This window comes from Desulfuribacillus alkaliarsenatis (genome assembly GCF_001730225.1).
GTDB lineage: Bacteria > Bacillota > Bacilli > Desulfuribacillales > Desulfuribacillaceae > Desulfuribacillus > Desulfuribacillus alkaliarsenatis.
Map to the genome: position 1 here is coordinate 47,180 of NZ_MIJE01000035.1, position 26,842 is coordinate 74,021.

The following is a 26,842-nucleotide window of genomic DNA, read 5'->3' on the forward strand; positions in this document are numbered from 1 at the left end:
AATTATATTATATATTTAAATGAGCAAAAAAGCTCAATGCCAATATTGATAATAAAACCAACCCATAGAGAGTTGGTTTTATATGGCGGAGAGGGTGGGATTCGAACCCACGCACGCTTTGACACGCCTGGCGGTTTTCAAGACCGCTCCCTTAAACCACTTGGGTACCTCTCCATAACTAGTATCGAAGGATTTGTTTGCTGTGTATTTAACAGCGACATGAACATCTTATCACGAAATGCAATAACAAGTCAACACCTAAGACACAAATATTTATTGGTATATATTGGATAGTGATTTTAACATAAAGACTTAGAGGATCGAACGCATGGTAAATAAGACGCTATTTGCCAGTTGATTTTTTACTATGGGTGTTGTATTATAGAAAGTGCGCCTTACGGAGTGGTGTCCGAGCTGGCCGAAGGAGCACGATTGGAAATCGTGTAGGCGGTGTTGAATCGTCTCGAGGGTTCGAATCCCTCCCACTCCGCCATTAACAAGTTTATAAAGTTTGTCGTGCTAGATGGGGAGGTAGCGGTGCCCTGTAACCCGCAATCCGCTATAGCGGGATTGATGCCTGCTCTGAGGTGCTATTACGTGTAGTCTGACCCATGTAAGTGGCGTTGACGACTGGGTCTTGTGCAACGGAAACTCGTGAACCCCGTCAGGTCCGGAAGGAAGCAGCGGTAAGTGAATCTTTTCGTGTGCCGCAGGGTAGCCTGGTCTGAGTTAACTGCATGGGTAACGTACGGGTGATAGTCATCGAAGGCAGGTGCACGACATTAAATTTTAAATATATAGTTGCACTTTAATAAAGGGAGTGTCGCGAAATTACTTAATTATTAAGTAGTTAGCGATGCTCTCTTTTTACATATATAGCTTTGCTTGAGGTAGTGCAATATTATTTGGAAACATATACAAATATATGGAACATTTTATGGTACAATACAAGGGATTGTTGTTTGTGTGTCGAAGAGTATTGCTAGCAGATGACATATGTCAGTTTTATTATATTTATTCCATTATAATAAGGGGTGCTTAGAATGAGAATGCCGAGCTTATGTTGTCCATTGAACATTACTAGCGCAGAGCTGGAGGCTTTGTTAGAAAGCAACCAGTGTGGGGTCATTTCGATGGATGGATACGGAAAAATTATAAACGCAAATAATATGTTTTTACGCTTTGCAGACTATGATAGAGCCCAAATAATAGGAAATAATATTGTCGACATCCTCGGAACTAAAGCTGAGGTGCATGCTTATAATGCTTTATTACATTTAGTACAGGCACAATCTTGCCAACAGATTAATGCTCAGAGTAAAAAAATGGAGAAGCTTATCATTCTAGATAGGGAAGGTAGGGAATTCTCTACTGAAGTTAAGATACGTATTGATTATCAGAAACGTACTATGAATTTATTAGATGACAATCTTATTATATTGATTATGAAAGATATTAGGGAGTTATCAGAGAAAAATATTATTAAATTAGCCCGAAAAAGTGTAACTCAGGACATGGATATGGGATTTGTAGTTATGAACAAGGAATATAAGGTAATAGAGATTAATGATAAGGCAGCCTACTATTATGGACTTACACGTGAACAGATTTTAAATGTTCAAAACGGTAAGATATTAAATGGCTTCCCAAGAGAGTATTTATTTTGTAAGTGTACATTAGAGACGGGCATACCACTAAAGAACCATGTGGTATCTTGGAAGGTCGGGGATCAGAAACGTAGCTTTGTAGTTGATACAATACTGATTAAAAGTCGTAACAAACAAATTGTAGGTGCTTGCTCGCTGATTAAGGACATAACAGCTTTAAAGTCGTTGGAGCTACAGATTCAGCATAATGAACGCCTAGCGATGATAGGGCAAATGGCTGCTGGTGCGGCTCATGAGATACGAAATCCTATTACCTCGGTTCGAGGGTTTGTACAATTGTTACGGAGGACATTGCAGCAACATGAAATGAATAAAGAAGTTGGTTACACTGATATTATGCTTAGTGAAATTGATAGAATTACTGATCTTATAAATGAATTTTTATTACTATCTAAGCCGCGGGAAATGAAGGTCGTAAGCTGTGGCTTGAATGATATTATTGAAAATGTTAAACCTGTAATTTCAAGTGAGTCATTACTACATGATGTAGAGGTTACGTATGAATTGCAAGTTAATGCACTTATAAGGGTTGATAGAGACTTGCTTAAGCAGGTGTTTTTAAATATAACGAGAAATGCTATAGAAGCAATGGCAAACGACAAAGGAAAGCTACATATTAGCAGCACTATTTTTGAAAAAGAGCGTATGGTAGCGATAAACTTTAAAGACTCTGGACCAGGAATTCCTGCTTATATGGTTGATAAGATATTTGACCCGTTTTTTACTACCAAGGATACAGGGACAGGTCTAGGATTACCTGTTTGTCAGCGAATTGTAAGTGAACTAGGAGGCAAGATAAAGGTTGTTTCCAAGGGGTATGGCACTACTTTCTCTGTATACCTGCCGATAGAGGCAATTGAAGGTTAGATTGTTAGCTATACATTTTAAATACATAACTGTATAATAGATTGAAAATAAGCTCCTTGAGGTGACCCCGTGTGACTTATCTAGCGTTATATAGAGCCTGGAGGCCCCAGGCGTTCAAAGATGTAACTGGACAAAAACATGTGACAAGGACGCTCCAAAATGCACTGCGACAGAAGAAATTTGCCCATGCGTATCTGTTTTCTGGGCCTAGGGGTATTGGCAAAACAAGTATTGCTAAAATTTTTGCAAAAGCAATTAATTGTCAGGAAGGACAGCCTGAGGAACCATGCAATACATGTACTGCGTGTAAGGCGATTACTAGTGGTGAGTTGTTAGACGTATCTGAAATCGACGCCGCATCAAACCGAGGTGTTGATGAGATCAGAGATTTGCGTGACCAAGTGAAGTATGCGCCGACAGAGGTGCCTTACAAGGTTTATATTATTGACGAAGTGCACATGCTTACTAATGAAGCCTTTAACGCTTTGCTTAAAACATTGGAAGAGCCACCTAGTCATGTGATATTTATCTTAGCCACAACGGAACCCCATAAGCTCCCACTGACTATTATATCTAGGTGTCAACGCTTTGATTTCCAACGGATTAGTAACGATGATATTGTTCAGCGCCTTCAGTACATCTGTGATGAAACGGAGGTTGGATATGAGCAGGAGGCTTTTGAGGTAATTGCCTATAGTTCTGAGGGAGGACTCAGAGATGCCTTGAGCTTACTGGATCAATCCTTAGCCTTAGGGAATAACGCCCTTAAGCTAGAGCATGTTCAAACAATTACAGGTTCAATGAATCAAAAACTGCTCATTTCAATATTAGAACATATTGCGAATAGACAGATAAATGATGCGCTGATTGTATATGACGAAGCGATAGCTGAGGGTAAAGACCCAAAGCAGGTTGTCAAAGATTTGTTGCATTTTTGTCGAGATTTATTGTTATTGAAAGTAACCCCAACAATTGAAGAAATAAAGCATAAAGGCATAATGTCAGATGAGAATCAGCAACTGGCGGAGAGATTTACAGATGAAGAGTTAATTGATATGCTAGAACAGATTGCTAGGACTGATAATGAGGCGCGATTTATTAATCAGCCGAGGGTTTTGGTTGAGCTTATGATTGTTCGTTTGTGCAGACGTGCAAATGTAGCTTCGGAAACGGTCGCTCAGAAGCAGGATGGTTCATTGAATAATCAATACATACAACAGATTCAGCAATTACAGCAGCAGTTTAGTGATTTGCAGGAGTCAATCAAACAGGGAACATTCACGGTTGGTAATGACTCTATCGGTGCAGAATCGTCGAACAAATCTATAGCAAAGCCCAAAATTACAAAGACAGCAATTCCTATGGAGCAGTTAGAAGAAATTTATAGTCAGAATAATCATAAGGTTTTAAGTAAAATCCAAGCAAACTGGAATGATGTCCTGGAAAGGGTCAAAAGACAAAAAGTCACCTTGCATGCTTGGCTGATAAATGGCGAGCCTGTGGCTGTATATCAGCAATATATTGTATTAGCTTTTAAAAATGCAATTCATCGCGAGACTACTGATCAGCTGGAAAACCGTCAGCTAATTGAAGGTGTAATTAAGGCTATGACCTCGAAGCCGTTTCAGGTAATGACGCTCTTGGCTAACGACTGGGAGCAAGCTGCTAAAAGTGTTAGTGGTGAAGGTGGTACGGCCAACGAACAAGATGAGCTTGTTAATAAAGCTATTGAGTTATTTGGAGAAGAGTTTGTAGAAATTAAAGAATAATATTAATATAAATAGTAGCTACAACGCTAGAAGAATTTAGGAGGATTGATTTAAATGAATATGAATCAAATGATGAAGCAAGCAAAAAAACTGCAAAAGGAAATGGCGAAAGCCCAAGAGGAGCTAGCTACAAAAACAGTAGAAGGTACTGCTGGGGGTGGCGTTGTTACCTGTGTAGTTAATGGTCATAAGCAGGTAGTAGATGTAACGATTAAGCCAGAGGCCGTTGATCCAGATGATATTGAAATGCTCGAGGACTTAGTGTTAGCTGCTATGAATGAGGCATTAAAGAATGCGGATGAGCTAGCTTCTAAAGATATGGGTAAATTCACAAAAGGATTGAATATGCCTGGTCTATTCTAATGCATCATTAACTAAGTTAATTATTATAGATAGAATTTGAAGGTGATTTTTGATGATACACTTGCCAGAACCAATGCTAAAGCTGGTGGAGTCTTTTATGAGGTTGCCGGGGATTGGGCCGAAAACGGCACAGCGCCTGGCTTTTTTTGTACTTAAAATGCCAGATAAAGAAGTGCTTAGCTTTGCGGAAGCTCTGCATAGCGTGAAGACGGATATTATGTTCTGTCAAGAGTGCCAAAATATCAGTGATTCTCCAGTTTGCCAGCTTTGTCAGGATGGGTCTAGGGATCACTCTATTATCTGTGTCGTGGAGCAACCTAAAGACGTGATTGCTATAGAGCGCATGCAAGAATTCCGTGGTAAATATCACGTTTTGCAGGGTGCTATATCGCCAATGGATGATATCGGGCCAGAGGATATTAAGATTAAAGAACTAATCCATAGGTTATCAGATGAACGCATCGAAGAAGTGATTTTGGCTATGGATCCTAATATTGAAGGCGAAGCAACAGCTATGTACCTATCAAGACTAATAAAGCCAACTGGAATTAAAGTCACTAGGCTAGCCCATGGTTTACCTGTGGGCGGGGATTTAGAATATGCCGATGAAATAACATTAGCTAAAGCAATTGAAGGTCGAAAGCCACTTTAATTTGTCATAAATAAACCTCCTTATGCATTTATTAGTATAAAAAGATGGAGGTTTATTTTTTATGGACAATCAGGTGGAAGGCGCTAAAGATGAATTATATAAGCAGCTTAAAGAAGTGAGAGAAGAGTGGAAATTAGCGTGTAATCAATTTGAATATGCTACTAACAATAAAATGATTGATACGATTATAGGTAGAATGAATCGCGCAGAGCAACAATATGCAAAAATATTACGCGCTTTAGAAAACGAGCGTATTAATAAGTCATAGTTAAACACTTGTCCTCATAATATATGATTGAGGAGGTGGCGACTGTGTATCAACTATTGATATTAGCAGCAGTTATGTTAGTGGGATTATTTATAATTTATACAGGTAAAAATCTATATAAACCACTTGAAATAATAACTAAAATTTTTGTGCAGGTTGCAATAGGGGCAGTGTGCATTATCTTATTTAATACAATCGCAAGTCCGATTGACTTTAAGCTAGCTCTAAACCCTGTTACCGCAGCGATAACTGGCTATCTAGGGGTGCCAGGATTTATAGCTTTATTGGTAATAAGATTAGTAATAGCGTAAAAAATATATATTGGCACATAATAAAAATCAAGCGTTAGAAAAAAATGCTTGATTTTTAATGTTGTTAACGATATTCTGTATTATAACAAGTGCAAAAATGGAGCGTGTAATATAACACAAAAATTTTGCATGCTTCGCTAAAAACTGTATCTACTAAAATTGGCTATCTGTACTATAAAAGCCATCCTTGATGTACTGCTGTATAGTGCTATGTAATAGTAAAAAAATGAGGCTGTGTACATAAAACAGCGATATTTAACAATAATACAAGCTGGCTGCTGTTAATATAGTTATTTTGGGCTATATAGTATAGACGGTTTTATGTTAAGATGTTCATAATGCGGCTACATGTAAATATTAACAAAGGTGTGTATTGTAATGGTAAGATATATAGAAGCGTATATAGGTGAATATGCAAGTGGTAAGAGTGAGGTTGCAATTAACCGGGCGTTACAGCTAAAGGCTGGGCGGGGTGAAGTTACGCTGGTAGATTTAGATACCGTTGAGCCCTTTTATACATTAAGGCCGATAAAGAAAAGGCTAGAAGAGAAGGAACTGCGGGTAATAGCATGGGATCCACAGGAAATTATGGGATTTGGTGAAACTGGTATCCTAATGAAGCCTGAAATGCGCTGGGCTTTACAGCATGCTGGAGACATAGTGCTAGATATCGGGTATGGTGTACAAGGAGCTAAGATATTAGATACAATAGAGGGCGCAGCAGAGAATGCCGATTTAAAATTGTATTGTGTTATTAATACTGGCAGACCAATGACTAGTGATGTTAATGACATAATTACATACGTCAATAACATAGTTGGTATAGACGGGTTAGTGAACAATAGTCATCTTGGTGACCATACTGATGTTGATTTTATACAGACAGGTAGCGATATAGTATTAGACGCAGCTAAAAAGCTAGGACTGCCTGTAATCGCCACGACAGCAGATATTAGCTTTAAAGAACAATTAGGCTCCCATGATAAAAATAATATAGAAGTTAGATATTTAGAACGCTGGATGCCATCGGCCCTTTGGTAAGGGTTAGATGTACCTATAAATTAAAAAGTATAAAAAATAATGTTCTAATAGTAAATAGGAGGTGTTTGTAGAATGGTAGATAAGCCCATTCAAGGGGAAAAGCGCGTATTTATGACGGGTAATGAGGTTATCGCTTGGGGAGCAGTAGCTGCACAGGCAGAGGTTATGTATGGATATCCAATTACACCGCAAAACGAGGTCATGCATTATTGGACTCGATTAGCCCCTAAGTTTGACAAAGGATTTTTACAAACAGAAGACGAATTATCCGCTGGCTTTGCAACAATTGGTGGAGTGCTAGCGGGACGCAAATGCTTTACAGGAACTGCAGGCCCTGGTAACACGCTAATGCAGGAGCCGTTCTCAATGGCGGAAATGATGCGTATTCCGATAGTCGGAATGATTTTACAGCGTGGAGGACCATCAACTGCAACAGTTATTTATTCACAGCAGGAAGTTACACTTACAACCTTTGGTGGTAATGGCGAAGGACACAGAATAGTTTACTCACCGTGTAATCACCAAGAGCTATTTGACTATACAATAAAATCTTTTAACACAGCATGGAAATATCGTTTCCCAACGTTTTTACTGGCTGATGGATATCAGGCTAAGATGCGTGAGCCATTAGTAATGTACGATCCAGAGGAACGCGGTATTGAAATGGTTAAGCCAGAGGTAACTCTAGGTAACGGTATGGAGAAAGGCTATTACAATCATGTCCGTAATACATTCAACACAGAAGAAGAGTTGTATGATATCGTAATGGACATGGAAAATGAATTCCAACGCGTAGCTCCTGAAATCATTGAATATCAGGAATTTGATTGCGATGGAGATATGGATGTACTGATAATCGCCCATGGTGTTGTATCACGTGCTGCGCAAGCTGCTGTACAAAACCTGCGTGAAGAAGGATATAAAACAGGACATTTCCGTCCGATTACATTACGTCCGTTCCCAGTAGAGGAATTAAGGGCTACTGCACAACGTGCGAAGAAGATACTAATTGTTGAAAGCGCAATAGGTCAATTAGGCAAGCTAATAAAAGAAGCGTTGCATGGCCTACCAGTTGTTAGTGACACATTGTATCGCCCAGGTGTAGGTATTACATCTGATGAAGTTGTTGAAAAAGTGAAAGCAATAGCGGATAAGTAGGAGGGAGGTTACCTGATGAGTGTAGAAGAAAAAAGTTTACCACCGAAGTTACCTAAGTCTTATAATTTAGAATCAAAACCACATAAGTTCTGTCCTGGCTGTGGACACGGTAGCGTGCTACGTGCGATAGCAGAATCTATAGATGAGTTAGGAATTCAAGATCGAGTTGTATATGGCTGTGATATCGGATGTTCATTATTATCTTGGGACTTCTTGTCAGTTGATACTGTGCAAGCCCACCATGGAAGAACAACACCAGTTATCACTGGTGCAAAAAGAGCCAATCCAAATATTGTTGGAATTGCGTACATGGGTGATGGCGGAGGCTACGCCATTGGTTCGCAGCATTTAGTTAATGCAGCAAATCGTAATGAGAAAATCACATTGTTCTTAGTTAACAACTCTAACTATGGTATGACAGGAGGACAAATGGCTCCTACTACCTTACCTGGTCAAAAAACAGAAACATCCCCTTATGGTAGAGATGTAGAAGATACTGGTAAGCCGTTCCTAGGACCTGAGATGGTTGCGGCAGTAACTGGTGATGGTGCATATGTGGCACGTGCTTCCACGTCGAACTATATTCAAATGAAGAAATTCATCAAAAGAGCATTGGAAAATCAGCTTGAAGGCAAAGGCTTCTCATTTGTTGAAATATTAGCAGGTTGCCCAACAAACTGGCGCACAGATGCAAAGGATACATGGGCACGTATCGAGAACGATATGGCAAATTTCTTTAAAGTTGGCGAAATTAAAGTGCCAGGTAAGGAGGTATAATTGTGACCACAAAAATTGCATTAGCAGGAGAAGGTGGACAGGGCGTCCAGTCCGTTGCTGAAATTTTAGCGGAAGCTGCAAATCAAGAAGGTCGTGAAGCAATCTATATTCCTAACTTTGGCGTTGAACAACGTGGTGGAGTATCCATTGCCTTTGTACAAATTTCAGATGAAACAATCGGTTCCCCTAAATTCAAAACTGCAGATATCGTAATAGCTTTAAGTGGACGTTCAATTCCGCGTACCGCTCAATACGTAGATGGCAATACAGTGTTTGTATACGATGCTGCAATTAAGGAACATTTAGACGCACTTCCTAAACACGCTAAAAAGGTACTGAGCATACCAGCGTTAGAGGTAGCAAAAAATGAATTGAACCCGCGTGTATTTAACGTTATTATACTGGGTGCTGTTATTGCGGCGACAAATGTAATTACTATAGATCAAGCAAAAGCAGCTATTGAAGCCAAATTAGGTCATAAATTTGCGCAAAAACCTGAATTGCGCGACCTGAACTATCGTGCTCTTGAACGTGGCGCTGAGCTTGTTCAAGAAGCAGAATAGGAGTGATGAAGCAGATGAAATTCGAAGGTATCACACTTACAGGGCAAAAAGGTAACTTCACAATATACCCTGATTTATGTAAAGGGTGCGGCTTATGTATCCAGAAGTGCCCAGTAAACATAATTGTTTGGTCTAAGGATAAACTAGGTATATATGGAACGCCGATTGTTGAGACGAACGATCAAGACAAATGTATTGCCTGTTTCCGTTGTGAGATGGCTTGTCCAGATATAGCTATCCGCATTGATAAGGTTGGTAAGAAGTCGGAAGCAACTAAGTAAATTTGCAGCATAACGATTTGTAGTATAAATAATTGTAGTATAAAGATTTGCAAGTATAAGGTATGTACAAAAAAAGGAGTAGCCAGCTACTCCTTTTTTCATGCTCATTATTATGTATGTACGTGTTATTATTCGAACTAAATTTAAGCTAATATTAAACTTTATAAACATTAAACCCATGGTTAGATGAGCGGATGGTAACAGCATGGTGCATTCCGCGAATTTGCCAGAGCCAATAGCTATCGATAGCTGATAAAGATATATTTATTACTAATAGCGCTGATAGGAAGTACCAAAAGGTTGGCAACAAAACCATTAACATTGCGAACATGCCTGTGCCCAATATTAAGGGCGTAGATAATATAAAAATATAGTTCCTTTTAATAACCATTTTTTCAGAGTGCCACTTAGGTGTAGGCAGGCCGATAGTAGGTATGATTTGAAGACCTGGGACAATTCCTAAGCTGAAGTAAGCAATACCATGTAACACTTGGTGCAGAATAGGGGCTAGAAAAGCACCAGCTAAAAATTGCACTAAAATAAATTCAATACTTAATGTAGGCACTGAGTAAAAAGTATATAATTGTGAAAGTAATAAGCTGATTAATATAACGAATAGTAAAAAAGATAGGCGCATAAAAAGTTTAATTCTTGCCGTAATTTTACTGTTAAAAATAAGCTTATAGTGGTAATATGTAGAATCATCAAAGTTTTTCATGTATAGCATCACCCTAATGAAATTATAACTACAGAAGTTCGGTATTACCATAAGACAAAAGGTACAAATGGAGGGAATTTACATGAATCCTATATATAAAGCATGGAATGTAGTTGAAATAGAAGAGCCAGAGCAATGGCACGCTAAAAAGAAACAGGTCTGGGACAAGCCGGTAATCTGTTACGTTGATGGGCTTGACGCAAAGGTTGTAACGGTATTCAAAAAAAACACAAAGGATTTCCCTGAAGCAAAAGCAGAAGAAGCGCTTTGGGATATCTTTGCTGAACCGTGTTTGTACTTATCTAATGAGGATTTTGGTCATTTTATACACTCATGGGAAAAGTTTATTGATCTGCAGAAAGAATTTTGGTTTCAGATAGCTACAGAAAATAAACAAAAAATAAACGTATCCTTAATGCGCAAAGCCTTTATTACAATTGGATCTTACAAGCTGCTACAGCTAAATAATTCTAGTAAAAAAACGTATATAAGCGAACAAAAATTAACAGCATTGATGTCGTTATTGGCAGAAATTTATGATGATGTTAACGGGAAAAAGTTAACAATCTGGGGTACAGATGAGCAGTTAATAGAAAAATTACAAGAAAAAGGCGTGCAGGTGCAGGCTATAGCAATAGATACGAATAATAAGCGATCACAGTTAATTAATAGCGTAGAGGATGCTGATGGGCTAATAATTTTAAACGATTGCGATAAGGTTAGAGGTATATCAATGCAGCCTGTCCTAGAGCGTATGAACGAAAAGGTTATTATTGATACCTGTTATATATATGAATTAGCTGAAATTGAGAAACTAGGTGCGAGGTTAGTGTATTGCTAAATCAACAAAGTCGACCACTATACGAACATTTAAGGAAGCATACTGATGAACAAACAGTCAGATACCATATTCCTGGACATGCTGGTGGGGCTATGTATGAACTTGCGAGCTGGCAAGAAATTGCTAAGTGGGACGTTACCGAGATTTATGGTATGGATGACTTACACTCCCCTAATTCAGTCATTAAAGAAGCTCAACAGCTAGCTGCGAAAGCTTATGATGCTGGGAAATCATACTTTTTAGTCAACGGCACAAGTAGTGGGCTGCTAGCGAGTATCCACGGGTTGTTCAGGCGGGGAGATACTGTGCTTGTTCAACGTAATGCTCACAAATCTATATATAATGCATTAATGCTATTAGGATTAGAGCCGCAGTATTTAATGCCAGAGCCAATTGAGCCAGAGACAATAGCGAGCGTGGTAACACCTAGCATACTTAAAACAGCCCTTGATAGATACCCAGAAGCAAAGGGTGTAATTATAACCAGTCCGACCTTTTACGGTCATGCGGCAGAAGTAGCATCGCTATCTAAGCTTTGTCACGAATGTAATAAATTGCTTATCGTAGATGAAGCACATGGAGCTCACTATAACTTCCATCCACAGCTCAAGCCTTATTCGGCCCTGCGCAGTGGAGCTGATATTGTCGTACAGAGCTTCCACAAAACACTCCCAGCGCTGACCATGGGCTCTATACTGCATGTTAATACCAGAGCGCTTGGCAAGATAGATATGGAACGTCTTGACTATTATATTAGCGTCTTTCAAACGACAAGTCCTTCTTATGTTGTGATGGCGTCCTTGGATTTTGCAAGGCATTGGGGAGTGCATGCAGGTGAAGCTGCTATAGATAAAGCTATTACAAGAAAACAACAGCTGTGTAAGCAGCTTCAGCAAATAGGCATTGTACCGTGGGACTCTCATTGGGAGCAGTCGGGGCTAGCTATTGATCCATTGAAATTAACAATACCTACTAATAATATAAATGGAAAAATGCTGGAACAAATATTGGCGAGTGAGCAAATATACATCGAGCTAGTAAGCGCAGACCATATTTTATTGCTACTAGGTTTAGGAATGGAACAGGCAGCAGATGAGCGCTTGCTTAATGCACTTATTAAGCTAATCGACAGTTCGAGGGCAGACAATCCAAAGTTAAACAATCCAAAGGCAAACAATTCAAAGATATGCACAACAGACTATCCTCAGCTACCACAACAGTCACCTATTGTTGCTGTGCCCTTTTCCCGTATTTCCCAGGAAATATATCAGGAATCGACACACAGGGTGCTGTTAGAGCAGTGCATAGGAAATGTAATAGCGGAATTTGTAATTCCCTATCCACCAGGTATTCCCCTGCTGTGCCCAGGAGAGCAGATTACGAAAGAACATATAGACTATATTTACAAGGCAAAGAAAGCTGACATTCATTTTCAAGGGGTAACGGATACTACACTTAATAGCCTAAAATGCTATTTGAAGGAGTTGCTATAGAAATGTCTAAGGGACTTTTTATTACTTTTGAAGGCACAGAAGGTGGAGGAAAATCCACACAGGTAAAGTTGTTTGTAGAGAAGTTGACAGCAGAAGGCTATAATGTAGTCCAAACACGGGAGCCTGGTGGAACACTGATAAGTGAAAAAATAAGGGCTATATTATTAGACCCAGAAAACAATCTGATGGATGGCATGACAGAAATGCTACTCTATGCAGCTTCTCGCGCTCAGCATGCGGTAGAGGTGATTAAGCCAGCACTAGAGCAAGGGAAAATTGTAGTATGCGATAGATTTATAGATGCAAGCATAGCTTATCAGGGTTATGGAATGGGGTTGTCTATTGAAAAGATTTTACTTGTAAACTCCCTAGCTACTGGAGAGCTTGTGCCAAATAGGACTTATATGCTGGATTTGCCAGTGGAAATTGGAATGCAGCGTATCGCTGAAAAACGCGGTCATAACGAAGATTTAAGAGCCATCGGCTTAGATAGAATTGAAAGCAAAGCGATTGAATATCATCGTAAAGTGCGAAGCGGTTTTTTGCAAATTGCTAATACTCAGCCAGAAAGAGTTACACTAATAGATGCGACACAGGACATAGGTGCTATTGAACAGGATATTTGGAAAGACTTCTTGCAAATGGAGAATTCGCTATGAAGGTTTTGCAGCGAATAATAGAGAGTCAAAAAATACAGCACGCCTACCTGTTTGCAGGCCCACATGGCTCTGAGAAAGATAAAGCAGCGTTATATTTTGCAAAAACCCTACTTTGTGCAAATAAAAAACCAGGCGGCTGCCTGGAATGCATTGAGTGTCAGCGCATAGATAATGATAATCAGCCATCTTTACTGACGATAAGGCCAGATGGGGCTACAATCAAAATTCAACAGATTAAAGAATTACAGAAGGTCATTTCATATAAAGGCATTACAGGACTTTATCAAGTTTATATCATTGAAGAAGCAGATAAAATGACAGTGGAAGCAGCAAATAGTTTGTTGAAATTCTTAGAAGAACCTACTGGTAATACAGTAGCGATTCTATTGTCAGAGCAGCCAGAGCGACTATTACCAACGATAATATCTAGGTGCCAGCTTGTGAAATTTTCATCACCAAGTGAATTGATAATAGAACAGGAATTAGCGTCAAGCGGGCTAGAGCCGAAATTAGCAAAAGTGGCTAGTCGCATTTGGCAGGATGCTAATCATATTGTACAAATGGCTGAATCGGAAAAGTTTGCAACTATTCAAAAAATAGTGGTACAATTAACGGAAGATTTATTGAAAGATAAGCATCAGTACATGTTGTTGTTGGAAACGGAATGGTTTTCCAAGAAGCCTTCTATGTCTGATACAGAATATCTAGTTGATTATATGTTATATTGGTTCCGCGATCTATTATTAATGGAGCTGGGGCTGGAGTCGAAATCAATATTTCCTGCAGAAGATTTAAAGCCATATCGTTATCGATTCTCTGTGGATATACTAGAAAAATGGATTTCTGATATAATGAAGCTAAAGGTGAATTTGCGCTATAATATTAATATACAGCTCGCCTTAGAAGCGATGCTATTAAGGATGCAGGAGGAATTAATGTGCACTGGGTAGTTGGAGTACGTTTTAAAAAAGCTGGAAAAATATATTATTTTGATCCATTGGATTTTGCGATAGATAAAGGTCAGCATGTAATTGTGGAAACTGCTAGAGGTGTTGAATTCGGTGAAGTTGTAGTAGGGAAGAAGCAGGTATCCGAAGAAGATCTAGTACTACCATTAAAAACCGTACTAAGATTGGCTACGGATGAAGATAAAAAGAACGTAGAAGAAAATAACAAAAAGGCTGAAGAGGCATTAGCTGTTTGTCAGGAGCAGGTCATTAATCACAAGCTAGAGATGAAGCTTGTTGATGTTGAATATACATTTGATCGAAACAAGATTATTTTTTATTTTACAGCGGATGGACGAGTTGATTTTCGTGAACTTGTTAAGGATTTAGCTGCCGTATTTCGGACTCGAATTGAACTTCGGCAAATTGGAGTCAGGGACGAGGCTAAGATGCTAGGTGGGATTGGTCCCTGTGGGCGACCTCTTTGCTGTGCTAGCTTTCTGGGAGAATTTGACCCAGTATCGATTCGCATGGCTAAGGATCAGAATTTATCACTAAATCCAGCGAAAATATCTGGCATATGTGGAAGACTAATGTGCTGCCTTAAGTATGAAACTGATTCTTACGAAGAGGCTAGGGACTCCCTTCCAGATATAGGTGGTTATGTCGAAACGGAATTTGGTGTAGGTAAGGTCATAGGCTTAAATATACTAGAGAAAATTGTTCAGGTAGAACTAGAAGATTTACAGGTTAAAGAATTATCATTAAGCGAAATAAAGGAAATAGAAATTAGATAATCTGTTAGTAAAAGGGTGGGGCGTATGGATAAACAGGATATATTCAAGCAAGTAGCCCAAATCGAAGAGAATGTAGGGAGTCTTTATCAAGAGATTGGACTACTAAAGCAACAAATAGTCGCTCTAATAGAAGAGAATAATAACCTAATGATTGAGAATAAACACCTTAGAGAGCGTAATGATAGAGAAAGAAAATACGTTCAAGAACCTAACTCTAACAATCTAAAGCGGCAGGAAGCACCTCCAGGTGAGGGCTATGATAACTTAGCCAGACTTTATCAAGAAGGATTTCATATCTGTAATGTTCATTATGGTGGTTTACGCACCGATGGTGACTGTCTATTTTGCCTTACATTTTTGAAGCATGTAGATTCTCAATAATTGCGAGGTGCTCTTTTTGACGACCAATCAAGAAAGATTAGATGAACTATCTGATGGAATGAAGATTATCCAGTGCAAGGATGTATTCTCATTTTCTACAGACGCTGTTTTATTGGCAAGCTTTACTAGGCTAGATGCGAATGTCAGAAAGGTAATTGACTTAGGAACTGGGACTGGCCTTATACCCTTACTATTAGCGAAAAGGTACCCTAAGACTTATTTTACAGGATTAGAAATACAAGAGCGTCTTGCAGATATGTCGAGACGCTCTGTTTTGTATAACGTTCAGCATGGGAATATTAGTGCAAACAGCATAAACATCGTCCATGGTGATTTGCGGCAAGCTGTTGAAGAGTTTGGTCATGGGTCGTTTGACGCCCTTGTATCAAATCCCCCCTATATGGAAAAAGGTATAGGTGAACAAAATCCTAACCAATACAAGGCAATTGCTAGGCATGAAATACATTGCAGCTTAGAGCAAATTTGTCAGGTCTCAAGTCAACTTTTAAAATCTGGCGGAAAGGCGTTTTATGTTTATCGGTCTATTAGGCTAGCGGAATTGATATCAGAGCTACGAAACAACAATTTGGAACCGAAAAGGATGCGGCTGGTTGCGCCAAGAATAGATAAAGAGCCGAATATTGTATTATTAGAGGCTATTAAAAATGGGAAGCCAGGATTGCGTATTGAACCAACACTGGCCGTCTATAATGAAGAAGGGAAATACACAGACGAGCTATTGTCTATGAATCCAACTAGTCCAAGTTAGGAGTAAGCTATGGAAAAGTTTAATGATGGTTTTATTCAGAATAGCTTTAGCAGCCAAGAACAAGGTTCTTTGTATCTTGTTGCAACACCAATTGGCAATCTAGGTGATATGACTGCCAGAGCTATTGAGGTTTTGAAAGATGTTGATATGATAGCAGCCGAGGATACTAGGCAGACACGCAAGCTATTAAGTGCCTTTGATATACATACTAAATTAGTAAGTTATCATGAGCATAATAAAGAGCAACAAGGCCAATATTTGCTTGAGCAGCTTCAAGCTGGAAGCAATATAGCCATTGTCTCGGACGCAGGTTTACCTGGAATTTCTGACCCAGGTGCAGATATTGCAGATTTAGCGATTTCAGCAAGCATACCAGTTATCCCTATACCAGGTGCTAGTGCTAGTCTTACGGCGTTAACGGCATCTGGGATTAATACAGATAGGTTCGTATTTTATGGCTTTCTTAACCGACAAAGAAGCAAAAGGAAGAAAGAGTTAGAAGGGCTTAAGGCACTTCCTTATACATTGATTTTTTATGAATCTCCACATCGGGTAAAGGACTGTTTAACGGATATGCACTTGGTGCTTGGGGATCGACGGGTAAGTATTGGACGAGAGCTGACTAAGAAATTTGAACAATTTATACGTGGTAAAATCACATTTTGTTTAGAGGCTTTAGAACAACAAAAGCTCCTAGGGGAGTTTACGATTGTGGTAGAGGGAATTTCTAAAGAAGAGCTAGAGCAGGTATTGACAAATAATCAGTGGTGGGAAGGACAATCTATCACAGAGCATGTTGAAAACTACATATCACAAGGGAATTCAAGTAAAGAGGCAATTAAGCTAGCTGCTAATGATCGCAGTCTGCCTAAACGCGATGTGTATCAGGAATATCATAGCTTAAATGATAATAATAGTTAGACTAAGCCTAATAGCTAAAGCCATAAATTACTAGTTTAAAACTAGCGGTTTATGGCTTATTTATACTATTAACGATAGATAGTTATGATTAGGATTTCATCTCATCAATGCAAGATTGACAAATATTTTTTCCTTTGAAATGCACAATGTTGTCAGCGTTATCACAGAAAGTACAAGCAGGCTCGTACTTTTTAAATACAATGCGATCACTATCTACATAAATTTCAAGTGCATCTTTTTCCCCAATACCTAAAGTGCGTCGAAGCTCTATAGGAATTACAACACGTCCTAACTCGTCAATTTTTCTAACGATACCCGTAGATTTCATTATAAATGGCTCCTCCTCTATTTCTACAATTTTCGACAAATTTCGTCACGAACATACTATACCATTATATCCCATAGCAGTCAATACTTATGTCATTTGTTTTTTTAACAATATTTTGCTGGATTTTTTTGAGATTATGTTGCTTGATTATTCTTAACAAGCAGGCTTGTTACGTATAAAATAAAAGTTAATATAAAGTGGGGAGCTGGCGAAAATGATGGGAAAAATGTCGATAGACATAGAGGGTGTAATCAAGAATAAAAGCATAATAAGTCATTACCAGCCGATTGTATCCGTATTAAAAGGGGAGATTGTAGGATTTGAAGCACTTTCAAGGGGGAGGTGTCTAGATAACAAGGACCATATTATTTCTCCTAATCAGTTATTTCTTGAGGCACATCGAATGAGTAGGGCGGTTGAGTTAGACCGTCTGTGTCGTGATTTATCTTTAAAGTGCTATTGTGAATTTTATCGTTATAACGAAGCTGTCATTGGCCAGTCATTATTATTTGTCAATATAGATATCAGCATAATAGATAAGGGGATTGTTGGATCAGGATATTTAGCGCAGAGTGTAAGTTCATTAGCGTTAAAGCCACAAAATATTGTTTTAGAAATACTCGAATCGCAGGTGCAAGATATAGAAGCCCTAAAAAGGTTTGTTACAATTCATAGGGAGAAGGGCTTCTTAATTGCCCTAGACGATGTAGGGTCGGGCTATTCTAATTTAGATAGAATACCAATGTTAAAGCCTGACATTATAAAGATAGACAAAGGCTTAATAGACGGATTGGATGGGGAATTTTATAAGCAAGAAGTGTTCCGATCACTTTCAAGACTAGCGAAAAAGCTAGGTTCTTTAGTGGTGGCAGAAGGGATTGAAACGCTAGAGCAGGCAATCGCGGCCCTTGAATTGGGGGCAGATATGCTGCAAGGATATTATTTTTCTCGTCCTCAAGAAGATATAAAAGAGCTTTATTTACCTACAACTATGCAGATAGAACAGACAGGTGAAGCCTTTAGAAAGGCCATGATGAAAAAGCTGCGATCAAAACGCATAGAATATGAAACATATGATTTCATAGTAACACAGGTTATCGATGGGCTAGAATCGACAGATGAAGATAAGTTTGATGATATATTGCGAGAGTTTACACAAGTTTTCTTAAACCTCGAGTGTATGTATATTCTAAATGCCCAAGGCGTTCAGGTAAGTAGCACCATATTTGCTGAGCAAAGAATAACTGAGCATCATAACCATGTATATAAAGCGGCGTTGAAAGGTACAGACCATTCTATTAAAAGATATTACCTGGCCCTAAGCACAGGGCAAAATAAATATATAACAGATTCATACGTGTCGTTAGCTTCGGGCAACCTATGTGTAACAATATCAACTGGATTCACTGGCCTAAAAGCTGAAAAGTACATTCTATGTGTTGATTTATACCCGCAAAGATATACTTAATATTTAGTCATTAATGACAAGTGATAAACATCTTCCTCTGTTGGTGTTTTCTTGACAAAAAAAATATAATATGGTTAAACTATATATCAACTTGTTGAAGGGGCGGTTTGATTGATGGAAAAGAAAAACACATTTTATATAACGACTCCAATTTATTACCCGAGTAATAAGCTACATATTGGAAATGCCTATACTACTATAGCATGTGATGCAATGGCAAGATACAAAAGACTACGGGGATTTGATGTCTATTTTCTAACAGGTACTGATGAACATGGACAAAAACTACAAAAACGTGCTGCTGAAGAAGGTAAAAAACCGCTTGAGTTTATAAATCCTGTCGTAGATTGGATTCAAGATTTATGGAAACGCCTAGATGTATCATATGATGATTTTATTCGCACAACAGAGGATAGACATAAGCTCGTAGTGCAGAAGATATTTCAGAAATTAGAAGAGCAGGGGGACATTTACCTATCAGAATATGAAGGTTTGTACTGTACCCCATGTGAAGCTTTTTGGACGGAGCGTCAAGCAGAGGGCAATAAGTGTCCAGACTGTGGTCGCCCTGTAGAGCTTGTTAAGGAAGAAAGCTATTTCTTTAGGATGTCTAAATACCAGGAGCGCTTACTGAAGCACATTGAAGAGCATCCTGAGTTTATTCAGCCTGAATCACGCCGCAATGAAATGGTTAATAATTTCTTGAAGCCTGGATTGGAAGATCTATGTGTATCGCGGACTACATTTGATTGGGGAATAAAGGTACCGAATAATCCTAAACATGTGATATATGTATGGATTGATGCTTTAGCTAATTATATTACCGCCCTTGGTTATCTTTCAGAAGATGATGAAAAATATCGGTCATATTGGCCAGCAGATGTACATATGATTGGTAAAGATATTTTGCGTTTCCACACGATATATTGGCCGATAATCTTAATGGCTATTGGTGAGAAGCTTCCTAAACAGGTATTCGGGCATGGATGGCTACTAATGCCAGACGGAAAGATGTCAAAATCTAAAGGTAATGTTATAGACCCTAAATTTTTAATTGAAGAATATGGCTCTGACTCAATTCGCTATTTCTTATTGCGTGAAATTGCCTTTGGTGCAGACGGGATATTCACGCCAGAGGTGTTTATCCAACGGCTGAATTTCGATTTAGCTAACGATTTAGGCAATCTGATTAGTCGAACTGTGGCTATGGTTGAGAAGTATTTCGATGGGAAAATTCCAACACCAAGTGCTGATGCTACAGAAGAAGTAGATAATGATTTACAACAATTAGCTGCAAAAACATTCGGCGATGTAGAGAGTAATATGGATCGCATGCAATTTAGTAATGCTTTAACTTCTATATGGAACTTGATTGGCCGGACGAACAAATATATTGATGAAACGACACCGTGGGTATTAGCTAAAGACGCTGACAAACAGCAAAGGCTAGCTAATGTGTTGTACAATTTGTCAGAAGCAATCCGCATGATTTCAATAATGATTCAACCATTCATGACGCAGACTCCAGAAAAAATTTGGCAGCAAATGGGGCTAGTAGGACAGCAAGCTCAACTCAGTTGGGGGAGCTTAGGTGCTTGGGGAACTCTTGCACCAGGGCTACAGGTGCAAAAAGGTGATGCAATCTTCCCGCGCTTAGAGCTAGAAAAGGAAATAGCAAAAATCGATGAGTCTACAAAAGCCGCAAGGCAGCAGGCTGAGCAAAACAAGCAAAAGCAAGCAGGCGAAGGATTATCAGAATCAGCAGATCAGGCTGTTCAAAAGCCAGAGGGGATAGCTGAGATTGCAATTGATGACTTTACTAAAGTCGATTTGCGTGTAGCTAAGATTATCGAAGCTGAACCAGTTCCAAAAGCAGATAAACTTCTAAGAATTCAATTAGACTTAGGCTATGAAAAACGCCAGGTTGTAGCTGGTATAGCTAAATACTATAAACCAGAAGAATTGGTTGGTCTTAAGATTATAATGGTGGCTAACTTAAAGTCAGTTAAACTTCGTGGGGTTGAGTCCCAGGGCATGATTTTAGCCGCAAGTGCTGGGGATGCATTAGTTCTTACAACCGTTGCAGGAGACATACCATTAGGGGCTAAGGTGAAATAACATGTTAATAGATACCCATGCACATCTTGATGACAAGCGTTTTCAAGCTGATTTTGAAGAGGTTTGTCAACGAATAAAAACAGAAAAAGTTGCCAAAGTGATTAATGTTGGATATAATCTACAATCGTCTGAGCGTTCATTAGAACTCGCAAAGACCTATGATTGGATTCAGTGCGCTGTGGGGTATCACCCTCACGATGCTAAATTAGCCGATGAAGCTGGCTATGAGCAGCTGAGGTTATGGTCTGGGGACCCAGAAGTAGTTGCTATCGGCGAGATAGGGCTGGATTATTATTATGATAATTCTCCTCGCGATGTGCAACTGAAAGTGTTTCGCAAGCAAATTCATATCGCCAAGGAAGTGGGGCTACCGATAATCATTCATAACAGAGACGCCCATCAAGACGTTTATGACGCTCTTCGAGAAGAGGGTGCCAAGGATGTTGGGGGCATCATGCACTGCTATTCTGGAAGCTATGAAATGGCACAGCGATTCATAGAATTAAATTTTTTTATATCTTTAGCAGGACCAGTGACGTTTAAAAACGCGAAAAATGTTAAAGATGTAGGTAGGAACATTCCATTAGAGTATTTGTTGATAGAGACAGATAGCCCATATTTGACGCCAGAGCCTCATCGCGGCAAGAGAAATGAACCAGCCAATGTCCGCTATGTGGCAGAAACGATTGCAGAATTACGAGAAATGGAATATAAAGCACTTGCAAGAGCTACTTCCGATAATGCTTTAAAAGCGCTTCCGAAGTTACGCTTATAGGGAATGTTTCAAAAAGAATATTGGAGGTATTTATGAGTTTAGATGTTAATGATTTACTTAGGAGAAATCGTCAACGGTTTCTACTAATTGCTTTCGGAGTTTTATTAGTTGCTAGTTTACTAGTTTTTGCACCGAAGGCAAATACGGCAGATAGCCTTTTTGCAGATTTATTAGCTGTAGAAAGAACTGCTGTAACAGTAGCGGTTGATGGTATGGAGCTAGAAATTAACTCTAGAGCAGTTAATGTAGAGGGAGTTATCAATGAGCTTGGGATATTCTTAGGTCAAGATGATATTGTAAGGCCTGGCTTGGATGCTTCACTAGAAAATGCTAGTTTCATAGAAATTCTAAGGGTCACGACAGAAGTAATTACAGAAGTAAAGAATGTTGAAATAGCAACAGATTATGAGGATCGAACAGATTTAGAAATTGGCCGCCAGATTGTTCTTGACCAAGGTCGGGAAGGTATTATTGAGCAGACAGTTGAAATTCGTTATGTAAACGGTGAAGAGTTTGAACGCATTGTCGTAGCAGAAACAGTACTTCAGGAGCCAAAAAATAAAGTTGTAGCGATGGGTATTAAGGATATCGTTACAAAGGATGGAGTAACCTTTAGCTTCACTAACTTTTTTGAAGATGCTGAACTTACTGCTTACGCAGCTGGTTTTGAGCATACTGGCAAAAACCCTGGAGATTATTGGTATGGAATGACCTTTACTGGAACAGAGGTAAAGGAGGGACGGACAGTAGCCGTTGATCCGAAGGTAATACCATTAGGCTGGTGGATGTACATTGAAGGCTACGGCTTTAGACGTGCAGAAGACACAGGTAGTGCCGTTAGGAATAAGCGCGTCGATATTTATTTCGATGATAACGACTTTGTCCATGCCTTTGGCTTAAAACGTGATGTGAAAATTTGGGTAATTGGGCCAAATGATCCAAGGCAATAGAAATTGCCATAGTGGATAGGCATAAATATAGTGCAGGAACTAGCCTGCGCTTTTTCTTTTGAAAAATTCCTTAGGAAAAATAGCGAATCTTTTGAAACACAACCGTTTTTGTGATATATTTTTTGGGATAAAGAACGCCTCATTAAGATAGAGATTGAAGGGATTATTTTGAATAAAAAAGTAGTAAAAGAAGTAATTGTTGTCGAAGGGATTCATGATAAGCAGGCGATTGATAGGGCAGTTATAGCAGATTGTATAATGACCCAAGGCTCAACCCTTAGTGAACAGACACTAAAGATGATAGAGCGTGCACAGAAGACACGCGGGGTAATCGTATTTACAGACCCAGATTACGTGGGCGAGCGTTTGCGCAAACAAATAACACAGCGCGTGCCTGAAGCAAGGCATGCATTTTTGCCGCGTGCATTAGCGACCAAAGAAGGAGATATAGGCATAGAAAATGCTTCTCCAAAAGCAATTATTGAGGCATTAGATAAAGTACGAGGTGGCAAATTAAGTACTAAACAAGTGACTGGAGAGAACGAAGAACTAATACCTTGGGCATTCATGCTCGATTATGGACTAGTTGGTCAGAGTGACTCTAAGGCTCGGAGGATTGCCTTAGCGGACGCTTTGCAGATTGGTTATGCAAATGGTAAACAGTTTTGGAATCGCTTGAATGCTCTACGAATTAGCTATAAGGAAATACTGGATGCAATGACGATAGCGGGTATCACAAAGGTTAGGGGAGCGAGTGACTAGCATGGAAGATAAACAGCTATATTCGAAACGCGTAATCCGAGAAATCATGGATAACCATGGTTTACACTTTAAGAAAAGCTTAGGTCAAAATTTCTTGACAGACAAAAATATATTAGATGGCATAGTGGATGCGGCTGCAATTGATAAGAATTCAGCAGTGATTGAGATAGGGCCAGGGATAGGGACATTGACACAACAGTTAGCTAAACACGCAGGAAAGGTTATAGCTGTTGAACTAGACCAGCGATTCATCCCTGTGTTAACAGATAACTTTCGTCATCTTAACCACGTCAGCGTTATACATGGTGATGCGTTAGAGATAGATTTTAGCAAATTAATCAGTGAACAGATATTTTCAAATAGCAATACACAAATTGTCGATAACGAAACTGCTATAAAGCGTATACATGTGGTTGCGAACCTGCCTTATTATGTGACTACACCAATTATTATGCGCTTGTTGGAGGAACGCTTAAATCTGTTCAACATCGTGGTAATGATTCAGAAAGAAGTGGCGGAACGAATTCAAGCCATACCAGGCACTAAGGACTATGGGGCACTAAGTATAGCGGCACAGTATTACGCAAAGCCAGAGATTGTTAGTGTTGTTCCGAGAACAGTATTTATTCCAGAGCCTAATGTCGATTCAGCAGTAATAAGGCTATCGCTTTTAGAAAAACCTGTTGTGCAGGTAGATAAAGAGGAAGTGTTTTTTAAAGCCATTAAAGCTGGTTTTGCTAATCGTCGCAAGACGCTATGGAACAATTTTAAGGCCTTTGATCAGCGGTTATCGCAGGACGAAATGCGTGCAATCTTTGCGGCAGCATTAGTAGATGAGAAAAGAAGAGGAGAAACGTTGACTATTGAAGAATACGCGAGGTTAGGCAACGAAATAAATCGAAACCTCCTCAATAAATAATAAATTCAATAGTTGACAATACTATAGGTTAGTTGCTATAATTGTTGACTTAAGTTGACAAGCTTTGTGTCCTGTGATATACTATTCCTTGTGAGGTGGTTAAATGGCGGCGAAGAATGCATTGCGTGATATTAAGCGCAGTCTGGAAGGTTATATAGGAGAAAAGATTAAACTCCGAGCTAATGGAGGTCGCAGAAAGACGATTGAGCGTAGTGGGGTTTTGGAAGAGGTTTATCCTTCCGTGTTTATAGTTAAGCTGGATCAAGAGCAGCACGCCTTCAAGAGAGTATCTTACAGTTATGCAGACATTTTAACGGAATCAGTTGAGCTGACAGTTTTCCGAAATGAAGATCAAATCAGAATCACTTACCAAGAGTAGCTTGTTTGATACAAGCTATTTTTTTGTACATAAAAATTTTTTTGACTCATAGCATTAATCGTTGTATCGTATTGTTTAGTAAAGAGGGTATTTACGTTCGAGAGAGAGGGTCATTCCAATGAAAATTACTGAATTGGCGAAGGCAAAGATTAACTTAACACTAGATATTCTAGGTAAACGATCAGATGGGTATCATGAAGTAGAGATGATGATGCAGACCGTTGATCTTACAGATCAAATGATTTTTACACTGAGACAAGGAACAGATATAACGATTGAATGTGATGTAAGCTATGTGCCTACAGATGAGCGAAACCTTGCATATAAAGCTGCAAAACTGTTACAGGATCGTTTTTCTGTCAATAAAGGTGTACACATTATGCTACATAAGAAAATTCCTGTTTCTGCAGGGCTTGCAGGTGGAAGCAGCAATGCAGCGGCAACCTTAAGGGGCTTAAATCAGCTTTGGGAGCTTAATCTAACGACCGAAGAAATGGTGGAGATAGCGGCAGAGATTGGCTCCGATGTAGCCTTTTGCGTATACGGTAGCGGAACAGCAATCGCTAGAGGCAGAGGCGAGATAATTGAGCGCATTCCCAAAGCGCCACCGATGACAATTTTGTTGGTGAAGCCACAGATAAGCGTATCGACAGCTGTAGTTTACCAGAATTATCGGAGTGAATTAGTTAAAGCTCGACCAAATACAAAGGCTATGCTTGAGGCTATAAACGAGCAAGATCAGAAAGCAATTTGTGATAACCTGAGTAATGTATTAGAGACCGTTACCTTTAGCATGCATCCTGAAGTACAACGCCTGAAACAACAGATGCTAAGCTTTGGGGCAGATGGAGTATTAATGTCAGGTAGTGGGCCAACTGTATACGGAATTGTGCTAAAGGAAAAAAGGGCGACTAAAATTTTTAATGCCCTAAGGGGATTTTGCAATGAAGTTTTCCTAGTCAGGACTTGCTAAAACCCGTATTAAATGATATATTTTCCCTAATAATATTCGGTTTTCTAGATGAATGAGGTGCGATTATTGATAAAATACAAGAGAAGTAATCGAATTGCCGAACTAACGAGAATTTTCATAGAAAATCCAAGGACTACATATCAGCTATCATTTTTTTCAGATAAATTTCAGGTAGCAAAATCATCTGTTAGTGAAGATATAACAATTTTAGAAGAATACTTCGAGGAGCAAGGACTAGGGAGTATTGTATCCAGTGCTGGGGCTGCTGGTGGTGTAAAGTACATACCTCGTATGCGGGTGGAAGAAGCACGAAAATGGATGCTAACAGCCCTTGAAAAGCTTGCGGTTGCAGAGCGGATTTTACCTGGAGGGTACCTGTATATGTCAGACCTGCTTGGTGAACCAGCCTTTATCAGTGGGGTTGGGAGAATCTTTTCAGAAGCTTTTGCAGACTCAGGAGCGGACATGATTTTGACCGTTGAGACAAAGGGTATTCCTATTGCTCTTGCAACGGCAAAGTATTTAAACATACCTGTCGTTGTTGCCAGAAGGGATAGTAAAGTAACTGAGGGAACAACAGTTAGTGTGAACTATGTTTCTGGTACCAGCCATAGAATCCAAACTATGTCATTGGCACGGCGTTCAATAGGACAATATCGCAAGGCGATTATTTTAGATGATTTCATGAAAGCAGGCGGAACGACAAAAGGTATGATAAACCTGCTGCAGGAATTTCAATCGGAATGTGTTGGGGTTGGCGTATTAATGGAAATGTCAGAACCATCTAATAAGTTAGTCTCGGATTATATATCCTTGGCAAAGTTAACCAAGGTAGATGAATTAAATAAACGAATTTTTGCAGAATTGGGCAGTTTTTTCATTTAATTTTGAATTTTTGCAAAATAATTAAAAAAAACTTCTAATTAT

30 protein-coding genes, 2 tRNA genes and 1 other RNA gene are annotated in these 26,842 nt (G+C 39.2%); 30 read left to right on the forward strand and 3 right to left on the reverse strand.

The window, feature by feature from the left end; genetic code table 11:
* Window positions 1-83: 83 nt before the first annotated feature.
* Window positions 84-174, reverse strand: a tRNA-Ser gene (locus BHF68_RS13950).
* A 225-nt stretch (window positions 175-399) separates the two neighbouring features.
* Between BHF68_RS13950 and BHF68_RS13955 the strand changes: the two genes are divergently transcribed.
* The 13 genes from BHF68_RS13955 to BHF68_RS14015 all read left to right on the forward strand — a co-directional run bounded on the left by BHF68_RS13955 (window position 400) and on the right by BHF68_RS14015 (window position 9,717).
* Window positions 400-493, forward strand: a tRNA-Ser gene (locus BHF68_RS13955).
* A 21-nt stretch (window positions 494-514) separates the two neighbouring features.
* An RNA gene (gene ffs, locus BHF68_RS13960) (signal recognition particle sRNA large type) lies at window positions 515-780 on the forward strand.
* 263 nt (window positions 781-1,043) lie between these two features.
* Window positions 1,044-2,534: a PAS domain-containing sensor histidine kinase gene (locus BHF68_RS13965; RefSeq protein WP_084019482.1), complete on the forward strand. Its 1,491-nt coding sequence runs from the start codon at window positions 1,044-1,046 to the stop codon at window positions 2,532-2,534.
* A gap of 71 nt (window positions 2,535-2,605) precedes the next feature.
* The gene (gene dnaX, locus BHF68_RS13970; protein WP_069644291.1) at window positions 2,606-4,303 is read left to right on the forward strand and encodes a DNA polymerase III subunit gamma/tau; all 1,698 of its coding nucleotides are present in this window, start codon (window positions 2,606-2,608) and stop codon (window positions 4,301-4,303) included.
* A 54-nt stretch (window positions 4,304-4,357) separates the two neighbouring features.
* Window positions 4,358-4,666: a YbaB/EbfC family nucleoid-associated protein gene (locus BHF68_RS13975; RefSeq protein ID WP_069644292.1), complete on the forward strand. Its 309-nt coding sequence runs from the start codon at window positions 4,358-4,360 to the stop codon at window positions 4,664-4,666.
* Window positions 4,667-4,721: 55 nt separating this feature from the next.
* Window positions 4,722-5,318, forward strand: a complete 597-nt coding sequence (recR, locus tag BHF68_RS13980; RefSeq protein ID WP_069644370.1) for a recombination mediator RecR — start codon at window positions 4,722-4,724, stop codon at window positions 5,316-5,318.
* A 61-nt stretch (window positions 5,319-5,379) separates the two neighbouring features.
* A complete protein-coding gene (locus tag BHF68_RS13985; protein WP_069644293.1) occupies window positions 5,380-5,586 on the forward strand; it encodes a DUF2508 family protein in 207 nt (68 codons plus the stop codon).
* 44 nt (window positions 5,587-5,630) lie between these two features.
* Complete coding sequence (locus BHF68_RS13990; RefSeq protein ID WP_176719951.1) at window positions 5,631-5,897, forward strand: pro-sigmaK processing inhibitor BofA family protein; 267 nt, start codon at window positions 5,631-5,633, stop codon at window positions 5,895-5,897.
* A gap of 378 nt (window positions 5,898-6,275) precedes the next feature.
* Entirely contained in the window at window positions 6,276-6,938 is a 663-nt protein-coding gene (locus BHF68_RS13995; protein ID WP_069644295.1) for a hypothetical protein, read from the forward strand.
* A gap of 72 nt (window positions 6,939-7,010) precedes the next feature.
* Complete coding sequence (locus BHF68_RS14000) at window positions 7,011-8,096, forward strand: transketolase C-terminal domain-containing protein (protein ID WP_069644296.1); 1,086 nt, start codon at window positions 7,011-7,013, stop codon at window positions 8,094-8,096.
* A gap of 15 nt (window positions 8,097-8,111) precedes the next feature.
* The gene (locus tag BHF68_RS14005) at window positions 8,112-8,873 is read left to right on the forward strand and encodes a thiamine pyrophosphate-dependent enzyme (protein ID WP_069644297.1); all 762 of its coding nucleotides are present in this window, start codon (window positions 8,112-8,114) and stop codon (window positions 8,871-8,873) included.
* On the forward strand, window positions 8,870-9,436 hold the full coding sequence (locus tag BHF68_RS14010) for a 2-oxoacid:ferredoxin oxidoreductase subunit gamma family protein (RefSeq protein ID WP_069644298.1): 567 nt from the start codon (window positions 8,870-8,872) through the stop codon (window positions 9,434-9,436). Before BHF68_RS14005 ends, BHF68_RS14010 begins: the two co-directional genes overlap by 4 nt.
* A gap of 14 nt (window positions 9,437-9,450) precedes the next feature.
* Window positions 9,451-9,717 (forward strand): 4Fe-4S dicluster domain-containing protein, encoded by a 267-nt coding sequence (locus BHF68_RS14015; RefSeq protein ID WP_069644299.1) that lies wholly within the window; start codon window positions 9,451-9,453, stop codon window positions 9,715-9,717.
* 154 nt (window positions 9,718-9,871) lie between these two features.
* On the opposite strand, the gene BHF68_RS14020 is transcribed toward BHF68_RS14015, so the two are convergent.
* Entirely contained in the window at window positions 9,872-10,435 is a 564-nt protein-coding gene (locus tag BHF68_RS14020; RefSeq protein ID WP_069644300.1) for a DUF3267 domain-containing protein, read from the reverse strand.
* A gap of 82 nt (window positions 10,436-10,517) precedes the next feature.
* Here BHF68_RS14020 and BHF68_RS14025 point away from each other — a divergent pair, with 82 nt between their 5' ends.
* The 8 genes from BHF68_RS14025 to rsmI are packed head-to-tail and all read left to right on the forward strand — an operon-like array spanning window position 10,518 to window position 17,243.
* Complete coding sequence (locus tag BHF68_RS14025; RefSeq protein ID WP_069644301.1) at window positions 10,518-11,276, forward strand: hypothetical protein; 759 nt, start codon at window positions 10,518-10,520, stop codon at window positions 11,274-11,276.
* Window positions 11,270-12,769, forward strand: a complete 1,500-nt coding sequence (locus BHF68_RS14030) for an aminotransferase class I/II-fold pyridoxal phosphate-dependent enzyme (protein WP_069644302.1) — start codon at window positions 11,270-11,272, stop codon at window positions 12,767-12,769. The genes BHF68_RS14025 and BHF68_RS14030 overlap by 7 nt, the downstream gene beginning before the upstream one ends.
* 2 nt (window positions 12,770-12,771) lie before the next feature.
* Window positions 12,772-13,428, forward strand: a complete 657-nt coding sequence (gene tmk, locus BHF68_RS14035; protein ID WP_069644303.1) for a dTMP kinase — start codon at window positions 12,772-12,774, stop codon at window positions 13,426-13,428.
* Complete coding sequence (holB, locus tag BHF68_RS14040; RefSeq protein WP_069644304.1) at window positions 13,425-14,378, forward strand: DNA polymerase III subunit delta'; 954 nt, start codon at window positions 13,425-13,427, stop codon at window positions 14,376-14,378. The genes tmk and holB overlap by 4 nt, the downstream gene beginning before the upstream one ends.
* Entirely contained in the window at window positions 14,366-15,172 is an 807-nt protein-coding gene (locus tag BHF68_RS14045) for a PSP1 domain-containing protein (RefSeq protein WP_069644305.1), read from the forward strand. Before holB ends, BHF68_RS14045 begins: the two co-directional genes overlap by 13 nt.
* 24 nt (window positions 15,173-15,196) lie before the next feature.
* Window positions 15,197-15,553: a DNA replication initiation control protein YabA gene (yabA, locus tag BHF68_RS14050; RefSeq protein WP_069644306.1), complete on the forward strand. Its 357-nt coding sequence runs from the start codon at window positions 15,197-15,199 to the stop codon at window positions 15,551-15,553.
* 7 nt (window positions 15,554-15,560) lie between these two features.
* The gene (locus BHF68_RS14055) at window positions 15,561-16,322 is read left to right on the forward strand and encodes a tRNA1(Val) (adenine(37)-N6)-methyltransferase (RefSeq protein ID WP_069644307.1); all 762 of its coding nucleotides are present in this window, start codon (window positions 15,561-15,563) and stop codon (window positions 16,320-16,322) included.
* A 9-nt stretch (window positions 16,323-16,331) separates the two neighbouring features.
* Entirely contained in the window at window positions 16,332-17,243 is a 912-nt protein-coding gene (gene rsmI / locus BHF68_RS14060) for a 16S rRNA (cytidine(1402)-2'-O)-methyltransferase (protein ID WP_069644308.1), read from the forward strand.
* 88 nt (window positions 17,244-17,331) lie between these two features.
* Here the strand turns inward: rsmI and BHF68_RS14065 are convergent, their stop codons facing one another.
* Window positions 17,332-17,571 (reverse strand): AbrB/MazE/SpoVT family DNA-binding domain-containing protein, encoded by a 240-nt coding sequence (locus tag BHF68_RS14065; protein ID WP_069644309.1) that lies wholly within the window; start codon window positions 17,569-17,571, stop codon window positions 17,332-17,334.
* A gap of 214 nt (window positions 17,572-17,785) precedes the next feature.
* On the opposite strand from BHF68_RS14065, the gene BHF68_RS14070 reads away from it, so the two are divergent.
* The 9 genes from BHF68_RS14070 to purR all read left to right on the forward strand — a co-directional run bounded on the left by BHF68_RS14070 (window position 17,786) and on the right by purR (window position 26,800).
* A complete protein-coding gene (locus tag BHF68_RS14070; protein WP_084019484.1) occupies window positions 17,786-19,039 on the forward strand; it encodes an EAL domain-containing protein in 1,254 nt (417 codons plus the stop codon).
* Between the two features lie 114 nt (window positions 19,040-19,153).
* Window positions 19,154-21,157: a methionine--tRNA ligase gene (gene metG, locus BHF68_RS14075; RefSeq protein WP_069644310.1), complete on the forward strand. Its 2,004-nt coding sequence runs from the start codon at window positions 19,154-19,156 to the stop codon at window positions 21,155-21,157.
* A 1-nt stretch (window position 21,158) separates the two neighbouring features.
* Window positions 21,159-21,932, forward strand: a complete 774-nt coding sequence (locus BHF68_RS14080; RefSeq protein ID WP_069644311.1) for a TatD family hydrolase — start codon at window positions 21,159-21,161, stop codon at window positions 21,930-21,932.
* Window positions 21,933-21,964: 32 nt separating this feature from the next.
* Entirely contained in the window at window positions 21,965-22,882 is a 918-nt protein-coding gene (locus tag BHF68_RS14085) for a resuscitation-promoting factor (RefSeq protein WP_069644312.1), read from the forward strand.
* A gap of 168 nt (window positions 22,883-23,050) precedes the next feature.
* Window positions 23,051-23,644 (forward strand): ribonuclease M5, encoded by a 594-nt coding sequence (gene rnmV, locus BHF68_RS14090; protein ID WP_069644313.1) that lies wholly within the window; start codon window positions 23,051-23,053, stop codon window positions 23,642-23,644.
* Complete coding sequence (gene rsmA, locus BHF68_RS14095) at window positions 23,637-24,563, forward strand: 16S rRNA (adenine(1518)-N(6)/adenine(1519)-N(6))-dimethyltransferase RsmA (RefSeq protein ID WP_069644314.1); 927 nt, start codon at window positions 23,637-23,639, stop codon at window positions 24,561-24,563. Before rnmV ends, rsmA begins: the two co-directional genes overlap by 8 nt.
* Window positions 24,564-24,666: 103 nt before the next feature.
* Window positions 24,667-24,942, forward strand: coding sequence for a biofilm formation stimulator Veg (gene veg, locus BHF68_RS14100; RefSeq protein WP_069644315.1), 276 nt, complete (start codon window positions 24,667-24,669; stop codon window positions 24,940-24,942).
* 118 nt (window positions 24,943-25,060) lie between these two features.
* Window positions 25,061-25,915 carry a 4-(cytidine 5'-diphospho)-2-C-methyl-D-erythritol kinase gene (gene ispE / locus BHF68_RS14105; RefSeq protein WP_069644316.1) on the forward strand — a complete coding sequence of 285 codons (855 nt, stop codon included), beginning with the start codon at window positions 25,061-25,063 and terminating at the stop codon, window positions 25,913-25,915.
* 69 nt (window positions 25,916-25,984) lie between these two features.
* Window positions 25,985-26,800 carry a pur operon repressor gene (gene purR, locus BHF68_RS14110; RefSeq protein WP_436796444.1) on the forward strand — a complete coding sequence of 272 codons (816 nt, stop codon included), beginning with the start codon at window positions 25,985-25,987 and terminating at the stop codon, window positions 26,798-26,800.
* Window positions 26,801-26,842 lie beyond the last annotated feature (42 nt).